Source organism: Mucilaginibacter sp. GW821-FHT07H05 (assembly GCF_059418485.1).
Genome location: NZ_JBWKPY010000010.1, coordinates 11,705 through 33,436, shown reverse-complemented (window position 1 = coordinate 33,436; position 21,732 = coordinate 11,705). Strand labels below are relative to the sequence as shown.

Sequence of the window (21,732 nt, the reverse complement as noted above, 5' to 3'; positions counted from 1 at the left end):
CAAAATTATATAGGCTATTTATTTGCCTGGTTTGCGTTTAATAGGCTCATCAATTATCACTTCTTCAAGCTTCGCTTTCTTTATCTCAACTCCAGCTTTATTGATCGGTTGATCAATTACCACCTCAGTAAGCTTCGGTTTCCTAACCTGAACGGCAACTTTATTGATCGGTTGATCAATTATCACCTCAGTAAGCTTCGGTTTCCTAACCTGAACGGCAACTTTATTGATCGGTTGATCAATTACCACCTCAGTAAGCTTCGGTTTCCTTACCTGAACGGCAACTTTGTTGATCGGTTGATCAATTGCCACCTCATCTGATTTTTGTTGACGTATTTTGGCCGATTCGGGCTTGCGTGTTTTTACCGGAACGCGTTCCCGTACACGGCTGGTATCGGCTTTGCGTGCTTTTTCGGGTAATTCGCGGCGTTCTTTTACTTCACGGGTTTCGGCACGTTCTTTTCTTTCGCGCGCTTCCTTTCTTTCCGGTACTTCGCGGCGTTCTCTTACTTCGCGGGTTTCTTGTTCGCGGGCTTCTGCAATTTCTTTACGCACCTGTTCTTTAATATCACTATTTGCGTTTTCAACCTCAGCTAATCTTTTTTTGCGGTATTCGGGGCTGGTTCTATAAGCGCGCATTTCTTTCGAAAGCCTTTTCAACTCTTCTTGTTCGCGGGCTATCTCCGGATTTTTTTGGTATTCGCGCATCTCTTTGCTCATTTTGCGCAATACTTCCTGCTGTTCTTTCATTGCCGGGCCCTGAAAAGCTTTCCGCATGCTATCGCCATAAGCCTTTATTTCGTCGCGCTTTTTGGTAAATTCTGGACTGTTATAATAATCCCGCATTTGCGCGCTCATCTTTTTGGCAATTTCAGTTTGCTCTTTTATAGCCGGGTTTTTGGCATAATCTTTAAACTCCTTTGCCAGTTTTTTGAAACTTTCTTCGTGCTTTTTGTACTCAGCCGAACCGGGTTTTGATTTGCCGTACAATTCAGCTTCCTTTTCGTATTGTTTCTGAATCTTAGCAAACTCGGGACTGCTGTAATAAGCCTCTATTTTCTTGCTGTTGGCTTCCAGGTCGGCCTGTAATTTTTTCATTTCAGGGCTATCGTTCATTTTTTCAAATTCAGCGGCCTTCTTTTCCATTTGTTCCTGTAGCTGCTTCATTTTAGGGCTGTTGTAATAAGCTTCCATTTCGGCGCCTTTTTTCTCCATTTGCTCCTGCATTTTTTTAAACTCGGGGCTATCATAATACTTTTCAATAACTTTGGCGTGCTCTTCCATTTCAGCTTGCAGCTTTTGCATTTTAGCATCTTCGGTGTATTCGGCCTCATGTTTCATTTTCAGAGCCAGCTTTTTGGTAGCCGGTTTTGATTTTAATGCCGACTTGGCCGCTTTAGCTTTGGGTTTCACCGTGTCGGTAAAAAAGCTATTTTCCAGTAAGGGGTTGGGTATGCTTTTAACAGATACTTTGCCATTTTCAATTTTAGGGTTAAACCAGGCAATGCTGCTTAGGCTGCAGGTTAACAGCGCCAGGGCAATTAGTGCCGGGCGTATATTTACGGTTGTTTTTTTCGTTTTCATGATGCGTTCAATTCGGTTTAATAAGTGGTATTTTTTGCCGGTGGCAGCCAATGCCAGGTGCCAGTCCTGCTGTTTGTTTTGTTCTAATTTTAATAAGGCCTGCGCGTAAACAAGCGGGGTGCCGGTAGTTTGCACCACCATATCGTCGCAGCAGTTTTCTCTTTCGTTGTTAATCATACGGTTGATGAGCCTGCTGAAAGGGTTAAAGAAAAGCAGGATACCGATAGCTTGCTGTACCAGGTTAAGCAGGTAATCGTTACGGCGGATGTGGGCCAGTTCGTGCAGTAAAATGGCTTTGATTTCTTCGGCGGTAAGGTAAGTGCTGATGGCGCAGGGCAGTAAAATTATAGGCTTAAGGAAGCCCGTGATACAGGGCACATCTATATATTGGCTAAAAGCTACCTTCACAAAACGGGTAATCCCCATTTTATTGGATAAGTTGCTCACCTGCTCCTGGAAACCGGCCTGGGTAATATGCTGCCTGATGCGGTAAATGTTGTTCCAGGCCAGTGCCATTTTCAGGGTGTTAAATACCAGCCCGGCTATATACAGCATGGTGATATAGGGCAGGTAACCAGCTATTAAAATGTAATAGCGATCTATAGGTACAGCCGGTAGCAGGTCAGGATCAGGCACAAAATCAGCTCCCGACGCAAGCGGGGTGGTGCTTAAAAAACTATAATTGTTTACCTCGTTGTATAAGGTATAAACAAACCATCCCAGCATCAGGCTTAACGATGCAAAAGCGATCCTGTATTTTAAGGCGGCTGGTTTATCTACCATAAATTGCAGTACCAAACGCAAGGCCACGTAAATAACTAATCCTTGCCATAGCGAGTGGATGATGGTGATGCCCAGCACCTGACTAATATTATAAAACAGGTTTTCCATAACTGTTATTTTTTATGCTGATCAAATTGTTGCAGGTATTTTTTAATAGCGTCTATCTCTTCGTCGCTGGCGCGGTGATTGCCCAGGGCCTGTATCACCAAATCGGCTGTCGACCCTTCAAACACGGTGGAGATAATTTTATCCAACGCGGTTTGCTGCGCTTGTCCCTGCGTGGCCAGGGCTTTGTAAATATGGGTTTTTGAAGTAGCATCGCGCTCTACCAGGCCTTTATCATTCATAATCTGCATCAGTTTAAGGGTAGTGGTATAGCCGGCATCTTTGTTTTTGGCCAGTTCCTCATGTACTTCCCTAACCGTGCAGGCGCCTTTTTTCCACAGCACGTTTAAAATTTCCAGTTCGCTATCGGTTGCTTTAATACTCATCTCTTTATTTATCTACGAAGTTTGTCGTACAAATATGTACGATTGTTTTCGTATATCAAAATAAAATGTAAACTTTTTTTAAATAGGACGCCGGTAATACCATTATGTTGCAGTGGGAGACGGATTTTTATTTAAGGCGTACTGTAAACTATAATTATAGTTTAATTACTATATTTACAGATATAAACCTCAAATCATGAAGAGATACCTTATCGCGTCATCCATTGCCGCTATATTTTGCGTAGCAGGAGCAATGGCCCAAACTAAACTAAAAGTGGTTATACCACCCGAAGAAATTACTGCGAGTTTGCAATCTGTACTGGATTATAACAGTAATTATTTAAAGCTTACGCAGGATTTTATCGGCTATGACGAACACGGGCGTGTAATTACTAAAACACAATTGTTAAAGGCGCTCACAACCGGTAATTATGTTCCCGTAAAAGTATCTTCAGGAAAGCATGAGGAAGAATACCAGTTGTATCTCTTAAAAACCAATGCCGACGATGGCGCAAGGGCCATGCTTAAACAAATTGGAGTTACCTATTATGGTTTTGATTTGATGGTGGGTAAAAAATTCCCGGCGTTTCATTATGTTGATGTAAATGGTAAGGTGTATACGACCGAAAATACGAAAGGGAAGATAGTAGTGCTGAAAGCCTGGTTTATATCCTGCGTACCCTGCGTAGCAGAAATGCCTCTGCTGAATAAATTAACCGAACAATATAAAAACCGCAAGGATATTGTTTTTGTGAGCTTAGCTACCGATCCTAAAAAGGCATTGCAGGGTTTTCTGAAACGTAAGCCATTTAAATATGCTGTTGTACCGTCCAAAGCAGCTTATATCCAGGACAACTTACACGCCACCGGGTATCCCTGTCACTGGATCATTAATAAACAAGGCGTGGTGGTTACTATGACTTATGATCACTCGGAAATGATCACTGCTTTACAACAGGAGGCGCAGAAGTAGGTTGTTAATTATGTTGCAGCGTCAGGTATTTATTTCCGTTGGCGGGATCGGCTTTGTTGAGGATATTCATAGCTTGATTTTTTTCCTGCAGATCGCCTTTGGCAAAAATATTAACCAATTCATCGCTTTTTGCGGTGAAGAAAACAATGGGCAACATGGCGCCGATGCGCTGCCGGTCTATTTGCGATAATAAGGGTAAAATCCCGGCTATCACTTTGCGGCCTTTGCCCGGGTTATCGGCCATCAAATCCAACCCGTTGCGGTGGTAATCGTATATAAAGCTGCGCAGGCCGCTGTAGATCTTATTATTTACATTCTCGGCCAGCCAGTAGCGGTTAAGGTTATTGTCGAAAGCTTTCCATCCCTTAAAATTGGTTGATTGGGCGTTGCTTACAATATTTTGCGCGGCCGCAAAATAGGGGGTACCGCTAAATTTAGAAAAGCTATCGTAGTCCATCCCAACTATCATATAAGCGTAAAAGGCCATTACGGCGCTTAAATTATTCTGGAAACTTTGGTCGGTATAATCAATGGACTGCCCTTCGGTATAAGTGAAATCAAAATCGCGGTCGTTCACGTTCAGCAGGGTAGTAGTATAGGACGAATTGTAGACAGGCCGCTGTGACTGGACCTGCAACTCGGCACTGAAGGCGCTACTGCCATCCCATGCGGTAATATTAAAAATAAAGGTACATTCAATACGTTCCTGCGGCATAATCTCATCGGCCGACCATTTATGTCCGTTCAGGAAATCCTTCATAGCCGATTCCAGCGCCTGGAATACCCGTTTATTGGTAGTTTGTATTTTGGGAGTAAGCACTTGCACACGGGCATTCAAATCCTGCGCGCTAACAGTTAAACCGCAGCAAAATAATAGGAGATATAATGCCAGCTTTTTCATACATTAATTAGTTCAACTACTTTATTACAGATATCTATAGCCACTTCATCCTTACTTTTCAGGTCGAAAACTGTTTTTTGCAGATCACGGTCAATGATCGTAATTTTATTGGTATCGGTTTTAAATCCCGCGCCCTTATCGTTTAAGGAGTTCAATACAATAAAGTCCAGATTTTTACTTTGCAGCTTGCCAATCGCGTTTTGCTCCTCGTCATTGGTTTCCAGGGCAAAACCTACCAGTATCTGGTCGGCCCGTTTTACCCGGCCCAGCGCTTTTAGTATATCTGTTGTTTTTTTAAGTTCGATATTAAAACCGGCATCCTGTTTTTTTATTTTCTGCGATGCTACATTTACCGGGGTATAATCGGCAACTGCCGCGCTCATTACACAGGCTTTAGCATCAGTAAAGTGTAGCTGGCAAGCCTCCAGCATTTCTGCTGCCGATGTTACATCCAAACGTTCAACTGTGTAATGGCTGCGTTGTGCAGAGGGCCCGGAGATCAGCACCACTTTAGCGCCTAATTTAGCCAGCTGATCGGCAATGGCAAAGCCCATTTTGCCCGATGAATGATTACCGATGAAACGTACCGGATCTATAGCCTCGTAAGTAGGCCCGGCTGTAACAACAATCTTTTGATTATTTAGCGGAAGTTTTTTTTTTAGTTCACCTGATATAAAATCAAGTATTTCTTCGGGTTCGGCCATGCGCCCTTCGCCGCGCAAGCCGCTGGCCAGTTCGCCGTTGCCCGGAGGGATCAGGATGTTGCCGTATTGGGTTAGCCTGATCACGTTTTCTTCTGTAGCCGGGTGTTTCCACATATCCAGGTCCATAGCGGGGGCAAAATATACCGGGCATTTAGCCGAAAGATAAGCCGCCATCAGTAAGTTGTCGCACAAACCGTTGGCCATTTTGGCTATGGTGTTGGCACTTGCAGGGGCAATAATGAACAGATCGGCCCAGAGGCCTAATTCAACGTGGTTGTTCCACTCGCCGCTTTCTGGTTTATAGTAATCAACCAGTACCGGTTTTTTAGATAAGGTAGCAAGGGTTAATGGGGTAATAAAGCCGGTAGCGTCATTGGTCATCACCACTTGTACCTCGGCGCCTGCTTTAACCAGCAGCCTCACCAGCAAAGCCGATTTATAGGCCGCAATACTGCCGCAAACACCTAATACTATCTTTTTACCTAAAAGCATATAAAGCAAAAATAGGATTTTTATTGGTGATTATACTACAGCCTGTCATGGCGAAGTATGAAGCAGTCGCACACCCAAAGAGCGGACTTGCACAGTTCGCGATTGCCGCGCTACGCTCGCAATGACAGCGGGAAGTAAAAAACAAAAAAGGCGCTGATCGCGCCTTTTTTGTTTAACCTACTGATACTGGATATAGTTAGGCCTTGGTTTGTATTTCATTACTTCCTCGGGGGTTAACATGTGGTGAGGCGCTTTTTTGATATCGTTTTTGTAAAACAACTTGTAGCCGGTAAACTGTACCGGTTCGTTATGGATAAAATAGCGCCAGGTACCTGCTTTTAATTCAGGCTCGCCCCAACCGTCCATATCCATCACTACCTGTACTTCAGGGCGCAGTTTAATGCCCGGGGTGTTAGTCACCATCTTTTTAGTAAAGCGGTGTACAATTAAAATTTTTGGCGGCAGGTTGTATTTTTTTACGATACCAGCCAGGTAACCCGATACATAGTTGATGTCATCAGCATCGTAAGTACCGATCTTTTTGCCCGGTTTAGAACCATCTTTCATTGAAAACTCGGGATCCATACCAAAATGCACCTGCGGCATGGCAAAGTATTTCTCAAACAATGGCAGCTCGGCATGAATGTTACTTAGCGCCACCTGCACATCTAAAAACACAATCGCGTTAATTTTTTTAGCCAGTACCAGCACACTGTCAATTTGTTTAAACGGCATACGGTAGCGGTATTTGCCATCTTTACCGGCATCACCCTGTGCAACTACGGCAATATAGTGCAGTGCTGGCTGAATAGGGGTTTTAGGGTCGGCTTTTTGCCAGTTTTTTACTTCGCCTTTTAACTTGGCCAGCATTTCATTGGGTGGCAATTCGCCCAGGATGCCCATTTTTTTGGCATACAGGTTACCATAAAAAGCAACTATCCTTTTAAATGGAAGTATAGCTCCAGGCAGCGGGTACGGCCCCTTTTTAACAGGCCAGTGGCCGGATGTATCGCCGTTTGCCTGTTGTTTGTTCAGCGAATCGTATAATTTTTTATCTATCGGGGGGTACGATTTAACCGGAGTAGTATCACCCACGGCAGGGGTTGCTTCGGACGGCTTTGCAGCTGCTAACGCCGAATCGGTTTTAGCGGCCGAGCCTTTTGCTCCTTCTTTGCAGTTAGAAAATAGGGTTAATGATAACAGTAACAAAGGTACTGGTAGTAGTATATTTCTCAATTTCATATATAATATTTACTGGTTTTGTGTAAATGCGGGGCCACGCAAAATAGCACCATTTCTGTTACCATTATGCTTAAAGTTATCAACAGTTAAAACACCGTTAACTAATACGTATTTAAATCCTTTAGCATAAGCATGCGGGTGTTCATAGGTAGATTCGTCGCTTACGGTGGCCGCATCAAACACCACCACATCGGCAAACATGCCGGGCTGCAACAAACCGCGACCCGTTAAATGGAACTTTTGTGCCGGCAGTGATGTCATCTTCCTGACAGCATCTTCCAGCCTGAGTACCTTTTCATCACGTACATAATGGCCCAGCACCCTTGCATTGCTGCCATAACCCCGTGGGTGCGGTACACCATAACCAAATAAGCGGATACCCGAATCGGACGCTACCATACTGAGCGGGAATTGCATAATGTTTTTTACATCATCCTCGTTCATGCCATGGAAAACCATGGAGGCGGGGCCTAATTGGGTAATGTCCAGTATGGTTTCAATTTCGTTGGGGATGTTTCCCTTACGGCCTTTAGCTATATTTATTTGCTGTATGTTTTTGCCATTCAGCGTACTGTCTGCATCGCAGTGGGCAACAACGGCATAATCGAAATGGCCGCGCTGACGCTTTTTCATATCGCTGATCATTTCTTTCACCACCTTTTGATGGATAGCCGGATCGGCCAGCCGTTTCAGTACCGAATCGCGGCCGCCATCCAGCAGCCAGTCGGGTAACAGCACGTTCAACGTGGTGCTGCTGGCGGTGTAAGGGTATTGGTCAACTGTTACTTCCAAACCTTCGGCGCGGGCGTTTTCTACCATTGCGATCATCTCATTGCTGCGGTTCCAGTTGGGTTTACCTACCTTAAAATGCGATATCTCAACCGGCATATTTGCCTGCCGGCCAATGTCGATAGCCTCGGCAACGGCTTCAAAAACCTTGTCGCTTTCATTACGGATATGCGACGCGTAAATGCCTTTATATTTAGCCGCTGCCTGTGCCAGCGCAACTACTTCGGGTGTTTTAGAATATAAGCCGGGCGAGTAGATGAGCCCGGTAGAGAAACCCACGGCACCATCGCGCATAGCTTGCTCTACTATATCCTGCATTTTTTTTAACTGACCGGCATTGGGCGTAATGGCCGCTTCGCCTAAAACGGCTTTACGCACATTATTATGGCCAATAAGGGTTGCTACATTGACGGATAGCTTAATGCTATCCAGCTTTTTAAAATATTGTTTGATGTTAACTTCAGAACTGCCGCAATTGCCGGTGATCACCGTGGTTACGCCATCGTAAATAAAATTATCGGCCGTTGGGGTTTTCTTCTCGTCGCCTTCGATATGGGTGTGTACATCAATAAATCCGGGTGCTACGATTAATCCAGTGGCGTCGATATCCTTAACGGCTTTACTTTTGGAAAGATCGCCAATGGCGGCTACTTTGTTTTTGATGATGCCTACATCGCCATAAAACCAGGGGTTGCCGGCGCCGTCAATGATCTTGCCGTTATGGATAATAACATCGTATTGCTGAGCGAGAGCGCAAGTTGGCAATAGGGATAAGACTAATAGATATCGTAGAAATCGCATCAAACAGAATTTAACCACAAAGTACACAAAGATTTGCAAGTTTTTTAACCACAAAGCACACAAAGAGAATTAAAGTTTTCTTTTATTCAGTTCACAAAGCTTTGTACCCTTTGTGCAAAACCTTAGCGCCCTTAGTGGTTAAACTTATCAGGCAGTTTTAAAAAACTTACCGAATACGCCCAAAGGCAATTTTATCCCCGATGTTGCCTGTAAATACAATTCGCCGATTTCCAGATTTTGCACTTTGGGGAACGAGCTGCGGATCAGATTTTCTACAATTACCGACGAAAAGCCCAGCGAGTAAGTGTTTAGGATCAGGAAATGCTCCTGCGGGTCGAGCAGTTGCACTACGTCGTTCATCATTTCCAGGATATGGTCTTCCAGTTTCCATTTTTCGCCGTTGGGGCCATGGCCGTAGGCGGGTGGGTCAAGGATGATACCGTTATATTTTTTGCCCCGTTTCAGTTCGCGTTTTACAAACTTCAAAGCGTCTTCCACCATCCAGCGGATATTGCTCAGGCCGGATAATTCCTGGTTTTCGTTGGCCCAGGTTACCACTTGTTTAATCGAATCAACGTGAGTGGTATCAGCGCCTGCCGCGCGGGCCATTAATGATGCGCCGCCGGTGTAGGCAAACAGGTTAAGTACTTTAGGCTCGGGCGTTTTAAACCTCTTGATGTTTTGCGAGATATAATCCCAGTTAACAGCCTGCTCGGGGAAAATACCCACGTGCTTAAACGAGGTTAGCGCCAGGCGGAATTTGATAGCCGCGTCGTTATTTTTATACTCCACGTGCCAGCGGTCGGGCGTGGCGGGGTTCTTCTTTACCCATTCGCCTGATGTAGCCGAACGGCCTTTAAACCGGATATGGTGCAAACGCTGCCATTCGGTTGCCGGCAATTGTTTGGCCCACACGGCCTGTGGTTCCGGGCGGATCAGTACTACGTTGCCAAAACGTTCCAGTTTTTCAAAGTCGCCGCAATCAATCAGTTCGTAATCTTTCCAGTGCGTGGGAGTGAGGAGTTGGATCATTGTTAAGTCTTAAGTTCTGAGTCTTTAGTCTCAAGTCAGAAATGTAATTTGCAAAGGTAGTAATTAGTCCGAAACTGATACGATCTTCTATCTTCGGACTCAGGACAAACGCATCAGGGGCAAAAATTGGGTTAACACAACTTAACATAATTTAAGCATTATTTTTTATAAATAATTGATTATCAATTATTTATGTTTTTATAGTGTTAACCCAAAAAAACTACATTTTTTGACGCAATTAGCCCTTGTAGGGCATTAAATACATCACAGACTATCTACATCTGATTGATTCAAACGCATTCGCCTTGTTTTGGTGCTTATGCGAACTTTCCGTTTGACCGGCACCCCTTGTTAAATTTATGTTAAAGTTTAGCTTGCTTAAAATATTGTAAAGTGTTGATAGTTATGTATATTTAGGAAACCCGCCTGTCATGCAAAAAGAGGATAAAACTTTACTGATCCATGCCGTATGCTGGCTGTTGTTATGTATTTTTTGCCTAACGGTAAAAGCTCACATAATGCCGTGGTAACCACCTTACCCATGGGCGTAACTACAAGCGGGGTAAGTAGCATGGCATTTACATTTCCTACCGATTTTTGGGGAGAGTACACCTTGAAATAACCCTTACAAGATACTCAGACAAAATATTACGACCCACTATTGACAATAATAAAATAAAAACTAAATTTATAGTTTTAAACCTGTTTTATGAATTTATTGTCAAGACTAATTAAACCGGCCTTTGCTGCCGCTATACTTTCGTGCACATTTTCAGTTGTAAACGCGCAAAAACTTCCTGCCAAACAGGAGGTTAGCTTAATGGCGCCCTCCAGTTTAAAAATTGATGGGAAGGCAACCGAATGGCCTGAGCAGCTACACGCCTATAACGGCAATACCGAAGTGTTTTATAGCATAGCCAACGATGCTGAAAAACTTTACCTGGTTATACAAGCCGATAAGCCGGTTATCATAAAAAAAATAATCTCGCAGGCTATTACTTTTACGGTTAACAATGCCGCTAAAAAAGATTTTAAAAATGCGATATCGGTCACGTACCCGCTTTTACACAATAACACCGGCACCATACTTAACGGCCTGAAAAAGGGGAGCGTTATCAATGATTCGACCATAAACGCTATGAATAGCCAGTTGGTTGATAAAGCGAAAGAGATCAAAGTTATAGGCGTACCGGCTACTGCCGATTCGGTTATTTCGGTTTATAACGATCAGGGGATAAAGGCCGCCGCTCTTTTTAACAACCAAAAATGCTACATTTATGAATTGGCCATCCCGCTTAAGCTTTTGGGTTTATCGGCTAATAGTGCTAATAAATTCACCTATAACATTAAACTGAATGGAGTAAGCGCCTACGGGGTTAATGCCAGCATAACTCCGGATGGTAAAGCAATAAGGATGGGCGACCGCTCGAAGGGCGAAATGATTACGGTACTGGCGCTTCCGCCTGATGCTTTGGCCGCTTATTTCCCGACAGATTTTTGGGGAGAGTATACTTTGAAATAGTCTAAAGTCTAAAGATTTTAGTTCAAAGTCTTCTCATACAAAACTTAGGACTTCGGACTCACGACTTAAGACTTACAACTTACTCTTCGCTGCTTGCATAAACTTGCTGGCAAACACAAACTCGTTCAGTTCCTTATTATCGGTGTGGGCAATTTCTTTGTTGCTGCCTTCCCACCATTTTTTGCCGCCGTGTAAAAAGATAATATGATCGCCAATACCCATTACCGAGTTCATATCGTGGGTAACCACTACGGTAGTGATCTGGTATTCTTCGGTCAGTTCAGCAATCAGCTCATCTATCAGGATAGCAGTTTTGGGGTCGAGGCCCGAGTTGGGCTCATCCACAAACAGGTATTTGGGCTGCATGGATATGGCGCGGGCAATGCCTACACGCTTTTTCATACCGCCCGAAAGTTCGGCGGGATATAGTTTGTTCTTATCTTTCAGGTTCACGCGCTCCAGGCAAAAATTAGCGCGTTCCAGTTTTTCGGCGCGCGATTGATCGGTAAACAGATTAAGGGGAAACATGATATTTTCCTCTACCGTCATAGAATCAAACAGGGCCGAATTTTGAAAAAGCATCCCAATCTCCTTACGGATAGGTACCCGTTCGGTAAAGTTCATTTGTGTAAATTCCTGCCCGTTAAAAATCACATGTCCTTTGGTGGGTTCGTGCAGGCCAACAATACATTTCAGCAGGGTAGTTTTACCCGAGCCGGAGCCCCCGATGATCAGGTTGTTTTTCCCCGGTTTAAACTGGGTGCTGATACCTTTTAGTACGTCATTAGTACCAAAGGTTTTATAAATATCTTTCGTCTCTATCATAACAGCATGCTTGAGATCAGCAGGTCGGCAAATAAGATCATAACACAACTATAAACTACCCCGCGCGTTGCCGATTGCCCAACTTCAAGCGCGCCGCCCTCGGTATAAAAACCATTATAAGCGCAAATAGAAGTGATAAGGAAACCGTAAACTATAGCTTTTACAGCACAAACGGTAACAATAATGGGGTTAAAGCCATCCTGCACGCCCTGTATATAATCGGTAGGGGTTATGGTTGATGATGTTAAGCAAGCCAGGTATCCGCCGCTTAAACCCAACGCTACGGAAATAATGGTAAGCAGGGGGATCATAGATATACCCGATATAATTTTAGGCGCTATCAGGTAGCCCGGCGCGTTAACACCCATTATCTCCAGCGCATCAATCTGTTCGGTTACCCGCATGGTGCCAATTTGCGACGCGATGCTGGAACCCACCCTGCCGGCCAGTACCAGCGCCGATATGGTTGGGCTGAATTCAAGGATGGTAGAATCGCGCGAGATACTGCCTACTATGCTGAGCGGTACCAGCGGACTTGACAATTGGAAGGCCACCTGTATAGCAGCAACCGCGCCAATAAAAACGGATATGATAACGATAATGCCCAGCGAGCCCAGTCCCATGGAAACCATCTCGCGCATAACCTCGTTCCAATAAACACTGAATTTTTCGGGCTTTTTAAAGCTTAAACGTAATAAAAGTATGTATCTCCCTAAACTTGTAAACATTTATAACAGTAGTATGCGGTATTAAATTAACACTTTTTAAATATAAGCTTTAATAGCCGCCAAAATAGCCTTAATTTTAAAATATCAAAAGCGCTAAGCGCCGAATTATAAAACAGACTTAACGGTAATTGTTTGCAGCTTTACCATAAATATATTGTCACCGATGAAAAATGTACTGATAACAGGCGCAACCCGCGGCATGGGGCGTGCTATTGCCATAGCTTTTGCTAAGGAAGGTTTTAACCTGGCCATCTGCTCGCGCAATGCTGATGAACTGAGCGGGTTTGTGCAGGAGCTAAAACTGATTAACCCTGATATGCGGATATGCGCGCCGGTAACGGATGTAAGTGTGAAAGAAGATCTGTTAAAGTTTGCAAAACTTGCCAACCGCGAACTTGGGCCTGTTCATGTAATTGTAAACAACGCGGGCATGTATATTCCAACAAGTATTTTGGATGATCGGGAAGATACGTTTAATAAGCTGATGAATATTAACCTGATGCCGGCTTACGAGTTATACCGTTTTTTTGGTAAAGCCATGATAGCGGCACGGGAAGGGCATATTTTTAATATCTGCTCATCGGCCTCCATTAATCCGGTTGTAGAAGCCGGAACATATAGTGTAACAAAGTTTGCCTTGCTGGGTCTTAATAAGGTAATGAGGCTTGAACTACAGCAATATGGTGTTAAAGTAACCGCGGTTATCCCGGGGTCGACGCTGACATCATCATGGGACGGCGTAGCAGTGGACAGCGCGAAGTTTATTTTGCCCGGTGATATTGCATCGGCTATTATAAATGCTTACCGCATGAGCCCCGGCGCCAATGTTGAAGAGATCACCATAAAACCTGTGTTTGGCCAATTGTAAAAACAATTCACACTTAAAAAACAAACGATCATGGAAAAAAAATTATACCGGGACGACATGCACAAAGTAATAGCAGGTGTATGCTCCGGTTTGGCAGATTATTTTGGTATTGATATAGCTATTGTAAGGCTGGTATTTTTACTAACGCTGATACTTAAAGGCGGCGGCGTACTGGTTTATATTGTATTATGGATAGTGTTGCCTAAAAAACCATATTATCTTCATCAGCCTAACCAGCAATCGCCAATTGTAGATTATACGGTACCGCCTGTAACATCGGCCGCGCCGCAATGGGACCCTAATATGGGCAATGTGTATAAAAAAAGATCAACAGGCGGCATTATAGCCGGTACCGTACTGGTTTTATTAGGCGGCTGCTTTTTGCTGGACGACCTGGATATCATCCCCGATTGGGACATGGAACACTTATGGCCCTTGATTTTAATAGGCGTAGGTATAGTAGTTATTTTTGCGGGCAGCAAAAAAGAACCCTGGGAAAAGGAAGGCTGGAATAAAACAGAAGGACCTTCAAAAAGCGACCCATCAACCGATAATTCATTAAACGATAACCCTCCAACTGTATAATATCATGAGACACGATAAACTTGTACCAGGCGCGATACTGATCACACTCGGTGTTATATTTCTACTGCGCAGCTTTGGACTGATCCATATCCATTGGATCAATATTATCCACCTGTGGCCTATATTTTTACTGATAGCGGGTATCAACCTTATTTTTGCCCACAATAAATCGCCGCTGGCAAGCGCTTTAAAAATTGGCGTGGTTTTATTGGGCTTAGGCATTTTACTGTTCGGTAATTTCCGTAACAGCTATAATTTTTGGCCGCACTATTATTATCACAGCGATAATGATGATAACGACAACAATAGCGACAATGATAACGACAACGATGACAATGATACCGATACAGGCATTGTTAAAATTGACGGCGCCAGCACCTTTCAGGAACCGTTTAGCGCCGGAACACGAATTGCCAAGCTGAACATTAACGGCGGCGGCAGTGTTTACAATTTAAGCGATACTACCGCGCTGTTATTCGAGGCTGATACTAAGGATATGGCGGGCCCTTATGAGTTTACTCATCGTACCGAAGACTCGGTTGCGGTGCTGGACTTTAGCATGAAAAAGAACAGCCATTTTAAATGGAAAAAAGGCCAGCAAAACTCGGCTACCTTTAAGCTGAACAGCGCGCCTATATGGGATATGGATATCTCTACCGGCGCAACCAAACTTGATTTTGACCTGACTAAATTTAAGGTGCGCGACTTCAAAATAAACGGTGGCGCGGCATCATTTGATATTAAACTGGGCCAGCCGCTGGAAATGACAACTGTAGAGATCTCTACCGGTGTATCCGAAGTAAATATCAGCGTGCCTAAGGATGCTGCCTGTAAAATTGATACCGATTCGGGTTTGTCATCCAACCACTTTAATGGTTTTAACAAAGTAGATGATGATACTTATGAAACCCCAGGCTACAGCGCAGCCAAAAAGAAGATCTATATTAAACTGGAAGGCGGTTTATCCGGCTTTAGGGTGAACAGGTATTAGTTTTTTCGGTAAAAGTTTGCAGTGGCAGTTTGCAGGTTTCCTGCTATATTGCCACTGCATTTTTATTTAGCATACACTATACTGCAACTGCTGCTAATTACTGCTACTATTATATGAGTAAAGACTATATCCTGGTAATAAACGGAAAGCCTGAAGGCCCTTTCACTGTTGAAGAACTGAAACAGAAAGGGGTAAAGCCTAACGATTTTGTGCGCACCGATGGTATGGACGATTACAAGGAAGCCCATGAGCTGGCCGAACTGCGGACGCTGTTTGGCTTTCGCCAGCAAATGACCGCCCCGCAGTACTTTGGCAGCTTTGATCAGCGGTTGATGGCATCGGCGCTGGACTGGTTTTTTGTATCTATAGTTTTTGCCGTACCGGCCTTTATAACCGTATTAATTGTGAGTGACCGGATGATCCGGATACTGGTAGGCCTTAGCCTCGTCATCATTATTCCCATCGCCAAAATTATTTATCACATGGTGATGGAATGTTCGGCCAAACAGGCTACATACGGTAAACAGATACTGGACATCAGGGTGTGTGATATGGAAGGTAACCGTATTGATGCCAGCAGATCAATTATCCGTAACCTGGCTAAAATATGTTCGGTACTTACAGTAGGCATTGGCTACCTGTTCAGCTTTTTTAATAAGCAGCAGCAGTGTTTACACGATATGATAGCGGATACGCTAATTGTTAAGGATCGGTTAAACTAAGCCCCCTAACCCCCTGAAGGGGGAACAAAATTGGCTTTTTCGGCCTGCGTAAAGGGGTTAACACGACTTAACATAATTCAATTTAAAAACTTTGTAAATATTTGATAATCAATTATTTAATATATTTTCGGGGTTAACATAAAATGACTTAAAAGTCATTTCGGTTACTCCCCCTTTAGGGGGCCGGGGGGCTTGGCTCAATCGCTCAAAATATCCAAACAATTTTTACCCAATTTGGCCAGTCGCTCATCCAATGTAGCTATCGCGGCAGTATCACCCATATTTTTGTAATGGACTTTGATGATGCCGAGGGTATCGTCGCTCGGGTCGCAGGCCTGGGCTATTTCCAGGTGTTGTACAGCTTTTTTAGCGATGGTTCTGTATTGGTCCCTTAACGTAAGGTATTCGGGACTGCCGGGTTTTACAGCATTCATTTTTGCAATAACCTTGTTAGCCTGCGAGGCATAAATGTAGCCTAATGCCCGGTGGGCTACATAATAGTTAGGCACGGCAGCGGTTACCTGCTCGTAAAAAGGTACGGCCCTTTCGGGCAGGTCGCTATCCTCGTACAGTTTGCCCATGCTATTATAAAAGCTAACGCGCGATTTTTGGGGCAGCAGGTTAACACTGTCCAGCAAAGCTTTACCCATAGTTAGCGCGCCCTTTGTATTCCCCTGAAAACGTTCCAGGTTAAAATCAACATAGCGTTCGTATACTTTTTTCTCATCCTGCTGCGCGTAAAGTGCAGTTGCAGAAAAAAGGAAAAGGAGTAGGGTTAGGTATTTTTTGATCATACGGCTATTAAACGATCTCGGCCACTACAAAAGTACTTCCGCCTACAAATATTAAATCGTCCGCATGGGCGGCATAGCGGGCCGCTATCAACGCCGACATGACCGACGGATATACATCCCCATTTAACTGGAATGCTGCTGCCTGTTGCTGCAAATCCTCCGCCGGTAACCCGCGCGGGATATCCGGCTTACAAAAATAGTAATAGGCATTATTGGGCAGCATGGCCAGCACTTTGCTGATATCCTTATCGTTAACCATACCCAGTACAAAATGCAACTCGGAATAGGGGGTAGCGGCTATGTTTTTTAATACTTCCTGTATGCCGTCGGGGTTATGGCCGGTATCGCAAATGGTCAAAGGGTCGTGCCCCAAAACCTGCCAGCGCCCGTTAAGCCCGGTAAGCGTGCTTACTTGCTTTAATGCTGTATTAATATGTTCATCGCTGATGTGAAAACCTTGTACACGCAGTTCATCAACGGCCGATAAAACCGTTTTTAAGTTTTTTAGCTGGTAAGTCCCAGTAAGGTCGAGTCTTAAGTCCTGAGTCTTAAGTCCCGAGTCTTTTTTATGAACGGTAATGTCTAAATAATCAGTAAACGAAGACTTTTGACTTAAGACTTCAGCCTTTGAACTTAAATCCCATTCTTCTGATGCAAAACTGAGTTTAGTTTTTTCCAGGTAAGCCTTTTGGATAAATACATCAGCTACTTCGGGTTGGTATTCGCCAATAATTGCGGGGATGCCGGGTTTAATAATGCCGGCTTTTTCACCGGCTATCAGTTGCAAAGTATCGCCCAATAAATTCATATGGTCCCAACCGATATTGGTGATGACGGATAACAGCGGCGTAATGACGTTGGTTGAATCCAATCGCCCGCCCAAACCAACTTCAATAATGGCGATATCAACCTGTTCCTTTGCAAAAATATCGAAGGCTAACCCTACGGTCATTTCAAAAAAAGATACTTTCAGGCTTTCAAAATCTGTTTTGTATCGTGCAACAAAATCTACCACCACCTGCTCGCTGATCATCTGTCCGTTAATGCGCACCCGTTCCCTGAAATCGCGCAGGTGAGGGGAGGTATATAGCCCGGTTTTATAGCCGGCCGTTTGCAAAATAGCCGCCAGCATGTGCGATGTAGAGCCCTTGCCATTTGTACCCCCAACATGCACCGATTTAAATCTATCCTGCGGGTTATCCAGCAGTTTACACAAAGCCCAGGTATTGGTCAGGTCCTTGGTCATAGCCGCCGCGCCCGTGCGCGAAAACATGGGGAGTTGGCTGTAAAGATAATCAAGGGTTTGTTGGTAGTTCATGCTGATGGTTCATAATCGTTATTCCCAACCGTTATTGCGAGGAGCGGAGCGACGTGGCAATCCCCGGCTTAAAGGTCGGCTCTGTATATCGGGGATGGCCACGCTATCGCTCGCCATGACGTTATGATTTAATCCACCCTGAATATAAATGACATTTGCCCTTTGGCATTACCCGAAGCCGGAGCCGATGAAGTGAATTTTGAATTTTTAATCGCATCAATACAACCCTGAACCAGGTCAAGCGTGGCTTTGGTTTTTTGTTTATTGGAATGCGCTTCCAATACATTGCCGTGTTCATCAATCGTAAAATCAATCACTACGGTACCCGGCACACGGTGCACGTTCTTTACATCGGGTGGGTCAACAAAATGCCAGTTGGGCAGGCTTAAACCGTTGCCCGATCCGCCCGGGCCATAATTACTGCTTAAGGTAGAACCATTAGGGCTGCCCTGGCTACCCGGTGTAGTGGTTGTGCCGTCGCCAGATCCGCTGCCGTTGCTGGTTTTACCCTTATACAGCGCGTTTTGGTTCACCACTTGTTTGGGGGCCGGTTTTGCTGTTTCGGTGGCTACAGTGGTACTTGGTTTCTTGCTGTTGGCTGCAACTACGGGCGCATCCTCGGTATTTTGGGTAACTACATTCTGGTCGCTTTTTTCGGATGGGGTAGGCTTGTCGGTCGGTGGTTCGGTGGTTACCTTATCCGGTTTGGTATGGTTAGCTTTTTCGGCCGCCGAAACCTCTTCCATACTCAGCTGATCGTTACCCGAACCTTCATCCGTGGTACCATAATTAACCAGGATCCCGCCAATACCATCCGCCTCTTTAGGCGGCGCGTGGAAAACAATAAAATAGCATAAAGCCATTAGTATCGCCATAATAATGCCGGTAGCTAAAAATGCTTTTGGATAGTTGTTTTCCTGTTGTTGATATTCCATTTTAAGTCTTTAGTCTGAAGTCCTTAGTCTGAAGTCTTTTGACTTACGACTAAAGACTTTGTCCTTACTACTTAGCTACGGTAGCCAGTACCAGTTTTATATTCAATTTCTGCGCGATATCCATTACCTGTACCACATCCTGTATGGCTACGGTTTTATCTACCGATAGTACTATGGTTAATTCCTTAGCCAGCGATTTATAGCCGCTTAACGCGCTCTCCAGGCCCTCAACAGCCACCTCTTTTTTCTCAACCGTGTATTTCAGGTCTTTAGTGATAGACACATTGATGGTTTTTTTAGAGATAGATTGCCCGCTTGATGATTTGGGCAGCACCAGTTTCACCACGTTAGGGTTGGTTACGGTAGACGCGATAAGGAAAAACAACATCAGGAAGAACATGATATCGTTCATAGCCGATGTATGCATTTCGCCCGAGCCGCGCCTGCTTCTTTTTCTTAAGTTCATTTGCTGGGTTCTTCTAAAAGGTCAATAAACTCAATCGCATCGGTTTCCAGTTTTAATATCACCTTGTCAACCATCATATTCAGCACCTGGTAGCATACGTAAGCAATGATACCGACTATTAACCCCGCTGCCGAGGTGATCATCTTTTGGTATAAACCGCCCGATATGGTACCCATGCTGATATTATCGGTAGTAGATATATCGTAAAAGATTTTGATTACACCCGCTATGGTACCAATAAAGCCAAACATTGGGGCAATACCGGCCACAATGCCAATAATACCAATGTTTTTTTCCAGTTTAGATACTTCCAGCTTGCCGATGTTCTCGATAGCACCCTCGATATCCTTAATTGGGCGGCCTATCCTTAACAAACCTTTTTGCAGCATACGGCCCAGCGGGGTATTGCTGTTACGGCAAATAGCAATGGCCGAATCCAGCTTGCCGGCAATAATACTGGCCTTTACCTGCGCCATCAGGCTCGATTCATCGCGCGATGCTTTACGGATAGTAAAATAACGTTCAAAAAACATCACCAGCGCCAATACCAGTAAAACACCCAGCGGCACCATTACCCAGCCGCCTTTTAACAGCAGGTCGCCAAAGCGCAGTTCTTTTGGTGCAATGCCTGGAGCGGCGTTTAAGGCGTGGTTAGCAGTATCAATTACTTGTTTTGCCGTGTCGGCTACTTGCATTAAAAGCATCATATAAATTTATCTTATTTCTCTAATAGACATTTCTCTGTCAACAATTTTACCTGTGGCTTTCAACTCTTTTATGCCATCCAGCGCTTCTTTTCGTGTTGGGAAAGCGCCCAGGATCACAATGTGATTGCCGCCTTTCCCAACGTTATCCTTTAAATATCGGGCTTGAATAAAGCCCCGGCTCTTCATGTTTATTAATTGCTTTTCACCATCTGATTTAAGCGGAAATGCACCTGCGGTAATCACACACCATCCTTTAGGAATTACGGCGGGCATTTGTCCATTTATTAACGTTGGATTTACCGTTGGCGTATTAACAGGCGGTGCTACCACTACCGGAGCCGGCTTTTTAGTTTCGGTTACCACCGGTTTCGTTGTTTGAGGTTTTGCAGCTTCAGGCTTTTTAACGGCTGTTTTTGGCGTATCAATTTTTGCCGGGATGCTGTCTTTTTTTACCGAATCCTGTTTAGCTAAGCTGTCTGCGGCTTTATTAATGGTGGTATCCGGTTTGGCAACGGGTGCGGCCTGTTTAACCACAACAGGTTTTTTAAATATGGGTATATATTGGTTAAACAGATCGGGCCTGAATTTATATAGGCTTCCCAGCGCAACAACAATTAGCGTTAAAATGATCAGTAGTATCATCCACACACCAAAACGGCGCCTGGGTTCATCTTCGTAATATTCTTCGTCAGTTACTTCTTCCAGTTCCGGCTCTGCCTCGGTTGGGGTAACTATTGGTGCTGAATCAGATTGCGGTATTGGCGGCGGGGTAGACGAAGTCTGCACCGGAGGTTCGGTCAGGTCAGATTTCACAACCGGCTTTTTAGCGTGCGTATCGCCAATTTTATAAACATCCAGCGGATGGAAGGCAAAAAAAGCCGGGTCGTCCATTTTTGTGGTGGAGGTGAAGGTTAGCTTCAAACCATCCGAACTGAACGAGCCCAAATTAGCAAAGGGTACATCCTCTATCATTGCCTGGCTTTTTAGGTTGGCAATGTACTTTTCGATGAAGTATTTAGCCGATGCCGGCGATATGTTTTTGATGCCAGTAATGTAATTAGCCAGCGAATCGTCCTCGTCAATGATCTGGGGATCAAATTGTACCGCGTAATGCGGCGGGAAAAACTTTTTTGCCTGGTTATCATAATAGGCAGCCATGCGTATTTGAACAAAGTAACCCAGGTTGGGTACTGTTAATTCGCCTTGCTGCCCCAGCAGATCGCTTATATAATAGGCTATATCCATGCCGCTAAAAGTAACAGTAAATTACAAAACATCAAAGGGTATAAAATCACGTAAAACAAGGGTGTCATGGTGAGCTTGTCGAACCATGGAACGCGGGCCAGCCACACGCACCCTTCGACGGGCTTTCCCTATATCGAATTTAAACGTCGTGTCATTTCGAACGAACCCGGGCTGGCTGTGTGTGTAGCGTGAGGAGAAATCTTGTACGTGCGATAAGCAAGCCGTATAAGATTT

At 44.4% G+C, this 21,732-nt stretch carries 22 protein-coding genes; 7 read left to right on the top strand and 15 right to left on the bottom strand.

Features of this window, described 5'->3' with window-relative positions; genetic code table 11:
• Window positions 1-18: 18 nt before the first annotated feature.
• Both AC07M6_RS23725 and AC07M6_RS23720 read right to left on the bottom strand, forming a co-directional pair.
• A complete protein-coding gene (locus tag AC07M6_RS23725) occupies window positions 19-2,475 on the bottom strand; it encodes a M56 family metallopeptidase (protein WP_494893835.1) in 2,457 nt (818 codons plus the stop codon).
• A gap of 5 nt (window positions 2,476-2,480) precedes the next feature.
• Window positions 2,481-2,858, bottom strand: coding sequence for a BlaI/MecI/CopY family transcriptional regulator (locus AC07M6_RS23720; protein WP_494893834.1), 378 nt, complete (start codon window positions 2,856-2,858; stop codon window positions 2,481-2,483).
• Window positions 2,859-3,054: 196 nt separating this feature from the next.
• On the opposite strand from AC07M6_RS23720, the gene AC07M6_RS23715 reads away from it, so the two are divergent.
• Window positions 3,055-3,831: a TlpA family protein disulfide reductase gene (locus AC07M6_RS23715; protein ID WP_494893832.1), complete on the top strand. Its 777-nt coding sequence runs from the start codon at window positions 3,055-3,057 to the stop codon at window positions 3,829-3,831.
• A 4-nt stretch (window positions 3,832-3,835) separates the two neighbouring features.
• Here AC07M6_RS23715 and porD read toward each other — a convergent pair whose 3' ends face one another.
• The 5 genes from porD to AC07M6_RS23690 all read right to left on the bottom strand — a co-directional run bounded on the left by porD (window position 3,836) and on the right by AC07M6_RS23690 (window position 9,792).
• Complete coding sequence (gene porD, locus AC07M6_RS23710; protein WP_494893831.1) at window positions 3,836-4,732, bottom strand: type IX secretion system protein PorD; 897 nt, start codon at window positions 4,730-4,732, stop codon at window positions 3,836-3,838.
• On the bottom strand, window positions 4,729-5,928 hold the full coding sequence (gene coaBC / locus AC07M6_RS23705; RefSeq protein ID WP_494893830.1) for a bifunctional phosphopantothenoylcysteine decarboxylase/phosphopantothenate--cysteine ligase CoaBC: 1,200 nt from the start codon (window positions 5,926-5,928) through the stop codon (window positions 4,729-4,731). The genes porD and coaBC overlap by 4 nt, the downstream gene beginning before the upstream one ends.
• Window positions 5,929-6,105: 177 nt before the next feature.
• Entirely contained in the window at window positions 6,106-7,170 is a 1,065-nt protein-coding gene (locus tag AC07M6_RS23700; protein WP_494893828.1) for a hypothetical protein, read from the bottom strand.
• Window positions 7,171-7,179: 9 nt separating this feature from the next.
• Window positions 7,180-8,724 (bottom strand): N-acyl-D-amino-acid deacylase family protein, encoded by a 1,545-nt coding sequence (locus AC07M6_RS23695; RefSeq protein WP_494893827.1) that lies wholly within the window; start codon window positions 8,722-8,724, stop codon window positions 7,180-7,182.
• Between the two features lie 183 nt (window positions 8,725-8,907).
• On the bottom strand, window positions 8,908-9,792 hold the full coding sequence (locus AC07M6_RS23690; RefSeq protein WP_494893826.1) for a class I SAM-dependent methyltransferase: 885 nt from the start codon (window positions 9,790-9,792) through the stop codon (window positions 8,908-8,910).
• A gap of 469 nt (window positions 9,793-10,261) precedes the next feature.
• On the opposite strand from AC07M6_RS23690, the gene AC07M6_RS23685 reads away from it, so the two are divergent.
• Window positions 10,262-10,414 carry a hypothetical protein gene (locus AC07M6_RS23685; protein ID WP_494893824.1) on the top strand — a complete coding sequence of 51 codons (153 nt, stop codon included), beginning with the start codon at window positions 10,262-10,264 and terminating at the stop codon, window positions 10,412-10,414.
• A gap of 87 nt (window positions 10,415-10,501) precedes the next feature.
• Window positions 10,502-11,314, top strand: a complete 813-nt coding sequence (locus AC07M6_RS23680; RefSeq protein ID WP_494893822.1) for a hypothetical protein — start codon at window positions 10,502-10,504, stop codon at window positions 11,312-11,314.
• A gap of 72 nt (window positions 11,315-11,386) precedes the next feature.
• Here the strand turns inward: AC07M6_RS23680 and AC07M6_RS23675 are convergent, their stop codons facing one another.
• Both AC07M6_RS23675 and AC07M6_RS23670 read right to left on the bottom strand, forming a co-directional pair.
• Window positions 11,387-12,139 (bottom strand): ABC transporter ATP-binding protein, encoded by a 753-nt coding sequence (locus AC07M6_RS23675; RefSeq protein ID WP_494893820.1) that lies wholly within the window; start codon window positions 12,137-12,139, stop codon window positions 11,387-11,389.
• Window positions 12,136-12,867: an MlaE family ABC transporter permease gene (locus AC07M6_RS23670; RefSeq protein ID WP_494893818.1), complete on the bottom strand. Its 732-nt coding sequence runs from the start codon at window positions 12,865-12,867 to the stop codon at window positions 12,136-12,138. The genes AC07M6_RS23675 and AC07M6_RS23670 overlap by 4 nt, the downstream gene beginning before the upstream one ends.
• A gap of 163 nt (window positions 12,868-13,030) precedes the next feature.
• Here AC07M6_RS23670 and AC07M6_RS23665 point away from each other — a divergent pair, with 163 nt between their 5' ends.
• The 4 genes from AC07M6_RS23665 to AC07M6_RS23650 all read left to right on the top strand — a co-directional run bounded on the left by AC07M6_RS23665 (window position 13,031) and on the right by AC07M6_RS23650 (window position 16,033).
• Window positions 13,031-13,735 carry an SDR family oxidoreductase gene (locus AC07M6_RS23665; protein ID WP_494893816.1) on the top strand — a complete coding sequence of 235 codons (705 nt, stop codon included), beginning with the start codon at window positions 13,031-13,033 and terminating at the stop codon, window positions 13,733-13,735.
• A gap of 30 nt (window positions 13,736-13,765) precedes the next feature.
• Window positions 13,766-14,320 (top strand): PspC domain-containing protein, encoded by a 555-nt coding sequence (locus AC07M6_RS23660; protein WP_494893814.1) that lies wholly within the window; start codon window positions 13,766-13,768, stop codon window positions 14,318-14,320.
• Window positions 14,321-14,324: 4 nt separating this feature from the next.
• Window positions 14,325-15,311, top strand: a complete 987-nt coding sequence (locus AC07M6_RS23655; protein ID WP_494893812.1) for a toast rack family protein — start codon at window positions 14,325-14,327, stop codon at window positions 15,309-15,311.
• A 113-nt stretch (window positions 15,312-15,424) separates the two neighbouring features.
• On the top strand, window positions 15,425-16,033 hold the full coding sequence (locus AC07M6_RS23650; RefSeq protein WP_494893810.1) for an RDD family protein: 609 nt from the start codon (window positions 15,425-15,427) through the stop codon (window positions 16,031-16,033).
• A gap of 197 nt (window positions 16,034-16,230) precedes the next feature.
• On the opposite strand, the gene AC07M6_RS23645 is transcribed toward AC07M6_RS23650, so the two are convergent.
• From AC07M6_RS23645 to AC07M6_RS23620, 6 genes are all read right to left on the bottom strand, one after another.
• Window positions 16,231-16,827 (bottom strand): tetratricopeptide repeat protein, encoded by a 597-nt coding sequence (locus AC07M6_RS23645; RefSeq protein ID WP_494893808.1) that lies wholly within the window; start codon window positions 16,825-16,827, stop codon window positions 16,231-16,233.
• A 7-nt stretch (window positions 16,828-16,834) separates the two neighbouring features.
• Window positions 16,835-18,145 (bottom strand): bifunctional folylpolyglutamate synthase/dihydrofolate synthase, encoded by a 1,311-nt coding sequence (locus AC07M6_RS23640; protein WP_494893806.1) that lies wholly within the window; start codon window positions 18,143-18,145, stop codon window positions 16,835-16,837.
• 128 nt (window positions 18,146-18,273) lie between these two features.
• Window positions 18,274-19,080, bottom strand: coding sequence for an energy transducer TonB (locus AC07M6_RS23635; RefSeq protein ID WP_494893804.1), 807 nt, complete (start codon window positions 19,078-19,080; stop codon window positions 18,274-18,276).
• A 67-nt stretch (window positions 19,081-19,147) separates the two neighbouring features.
• A complete protein-coding gene (locus AC07M6_RS23630; protein WP_494893803.1) occupies window positions 19,148-19,546 on the bottom strand; it encodes an ExbD/TolR family protein in 399 nt (132 codons plus the stop codon).
• Complete coding sequence (locus AC07M6_RS23625; protein WP_494893801.1) at window positions 19,543-20,253, bottom strand: MotA/TolQ/ExbB proton channel family protein; 711 nt, start codon at window positions 20,251-20,253, stop codon at window positions 19,543-19,545. Before AC07M6_RS23625 ends, AC07M6_RS23630 begins: the two co-directional genes overlap by 4 nt.
• A 6-nt stretch (window positions 20,254-20,259) precedes the next feature.
• Window positions 20,260-21,498 (bottom strand): HU domain-containing protein, encoded by a 1,239-nt coding sequence (locus AC07M6_RS23620; RefSeq protein WP_494893799.1) that lies wholly within the window; start codon window positions 21,496-21,498, stop codon window positions 20,260-20,262.
• Window positions 21,499-21,732 lie beyond the last annotated feature (234 nt).

Excerpts from the sequence above, each read along its gene's own strand:
- AC07M6_RS23725 (WP_494893835.1), bottom strand. The coding sequence starts at position 2,475 with ATGGAAAACCTGTTTTATAATATTAGTCAGGTGCTGGGCATCACCATC.
- AC07M6_RS23720 (WP_494893834.1), bottom strand. The coding sequence starts at position 2,858 with ATGAGTATTAAAGCAACCGATAGCGAACTGGAAATTTTAAACGTGCTG.
- AC07M6_RS23715 (WP_494893832.1), top strand. The coding sequence starts at position 3,055 with ATGAAGAGATACCTTATCGCGTCATCCATTGCCGCTATATTTTGCGTA.
- porD (WP_494893831.1), bottom strand. The coding sequence starts at position 4,732 with ATGAAAAAGCTGGCATTATATCTCCTATTATTTTGCTGCGGTTTAACT.
- coaBC (WP_494893830.1), bottom strand. The coding sequence starts at position 5,928 with ATGCTTTTAGGTAAAAAGATAGTATTAGGTGTTTGCGGCAGTATTGCG.
- AC07M6_RS23700 (WP_494893828.1), bottom strand. The coding sequence starts at position 7,170 with ATGAAATTGAGAAATATACTACTACCAGTACCTTTGTTACTGTTATCA.
- AC07M6_RS23690 (WP_494893826.1), bottom strand. The coding sequence starts at position 9,792 with ATGATCCAACTCCTCACTCCCACGCACTGGAAAGATTACGAACTGATT.
- AC07M6_RS23685 (WP_494893824.1), top strand. The coding sequence starts at position 10,262 with ATGCTGGCTGTTGTTATGTATTTTTTGCCTAACGGTAAAAGCTCACAT.
- AC07M6_RS23680 (WP_494893822.1), top strand. The coding sequence starts at position 10,502 with ATGAATTTATTGTCAAGACTAATTAAACCGGCCTTTGCTGCCGCTATA.
- AC07M6_RS23675 (WP_494893820.1), bottom strand. The coding sequence starts at position 12,139 with ATGATAGAGACGAAAGATATTTATAAAACCTTTGGTACTAATGACGTA.
- AC07M6_RS23670 (WP_494893818.1), bottom strand. The coding sequence starts at position 12,867 with ATGTTTACAAGTTTAGGGAGATACATACTTTTATTACGTTTAAGCTTT.
- AC07M6_RS23665 (WP_494893816.1), top strand. The coding sequence starts at position 13,031 with ATGAAAAATGTACTGATAACAGGCGCAACCCGCGGCATGGGGCGTGCT.
- AC07M6_RS23660 (WP_494893814.1), top strand. The coding sequence starts at position 13,766 with ATGGAAAAAAAATTATACCGGGACGACATGCACAAAGTAATAGCAGGT.
- AC07M6_RS23655 (WP_494893812.1), top strand. The coding sequence starts at position 14,325 with ATGAGACACGATAAACTTGTACCAGGCGCGATACTGATCACACTCGGT.
- AC07M6_RS23650 (WP_494893810.1), top strand. The coding sequence starts at position 15,425 with ATGAGTAAAGACTATATCCTGGTAATAAACGGAAAGCCTGAAGGCCCT.
- AC07M6_RS23645 (WP_494893808.1), bottom strand. The coding sequence starts at position 16,827 with ATGATCAAAAAATACCTAACCCTACTCCTTTTCCTTTTTTCTGCAACT.
- AC07M6_RS23640 (WP_494893806.1), bottom strand. The coding sequence starts at position 18,145 with ATGAACTACCAACAAACCCTTGATTATCTTTACAGCCAACTCCCCATG.
- AC07M6_RS23635 (WP_494893804.1), bottom strand. The coding sequence starts at position 19,080 with ATGGAATATCAACAACAGGAAAACAACTATCCAAAAGCATTTTTAGCT.
- AC07M6_RS23630 (WP_494893803.1), bottom strand. The coding sequence starts at position 19,546 with ATGAACTTAAGAAAAAGAAGCAGGCGCGGCTCGGGCGAAATGCATACA.
- AC07M6_RS23625 (WP_494893801.1), bottom strand. The coding sequence starts at position 20,253 with ATGATGCTTTTAATGCAAGTAGCCGACACGGCAAAACAAGTAATTGAT.
- AC07M6_RS23620 (WP_494893799.1), bottom strand. The coding sequence starts at position 21,498 with ATGGATATAGCCTATTATATAAGCGATCTGCTGGGGCAGCAAGGCGAA.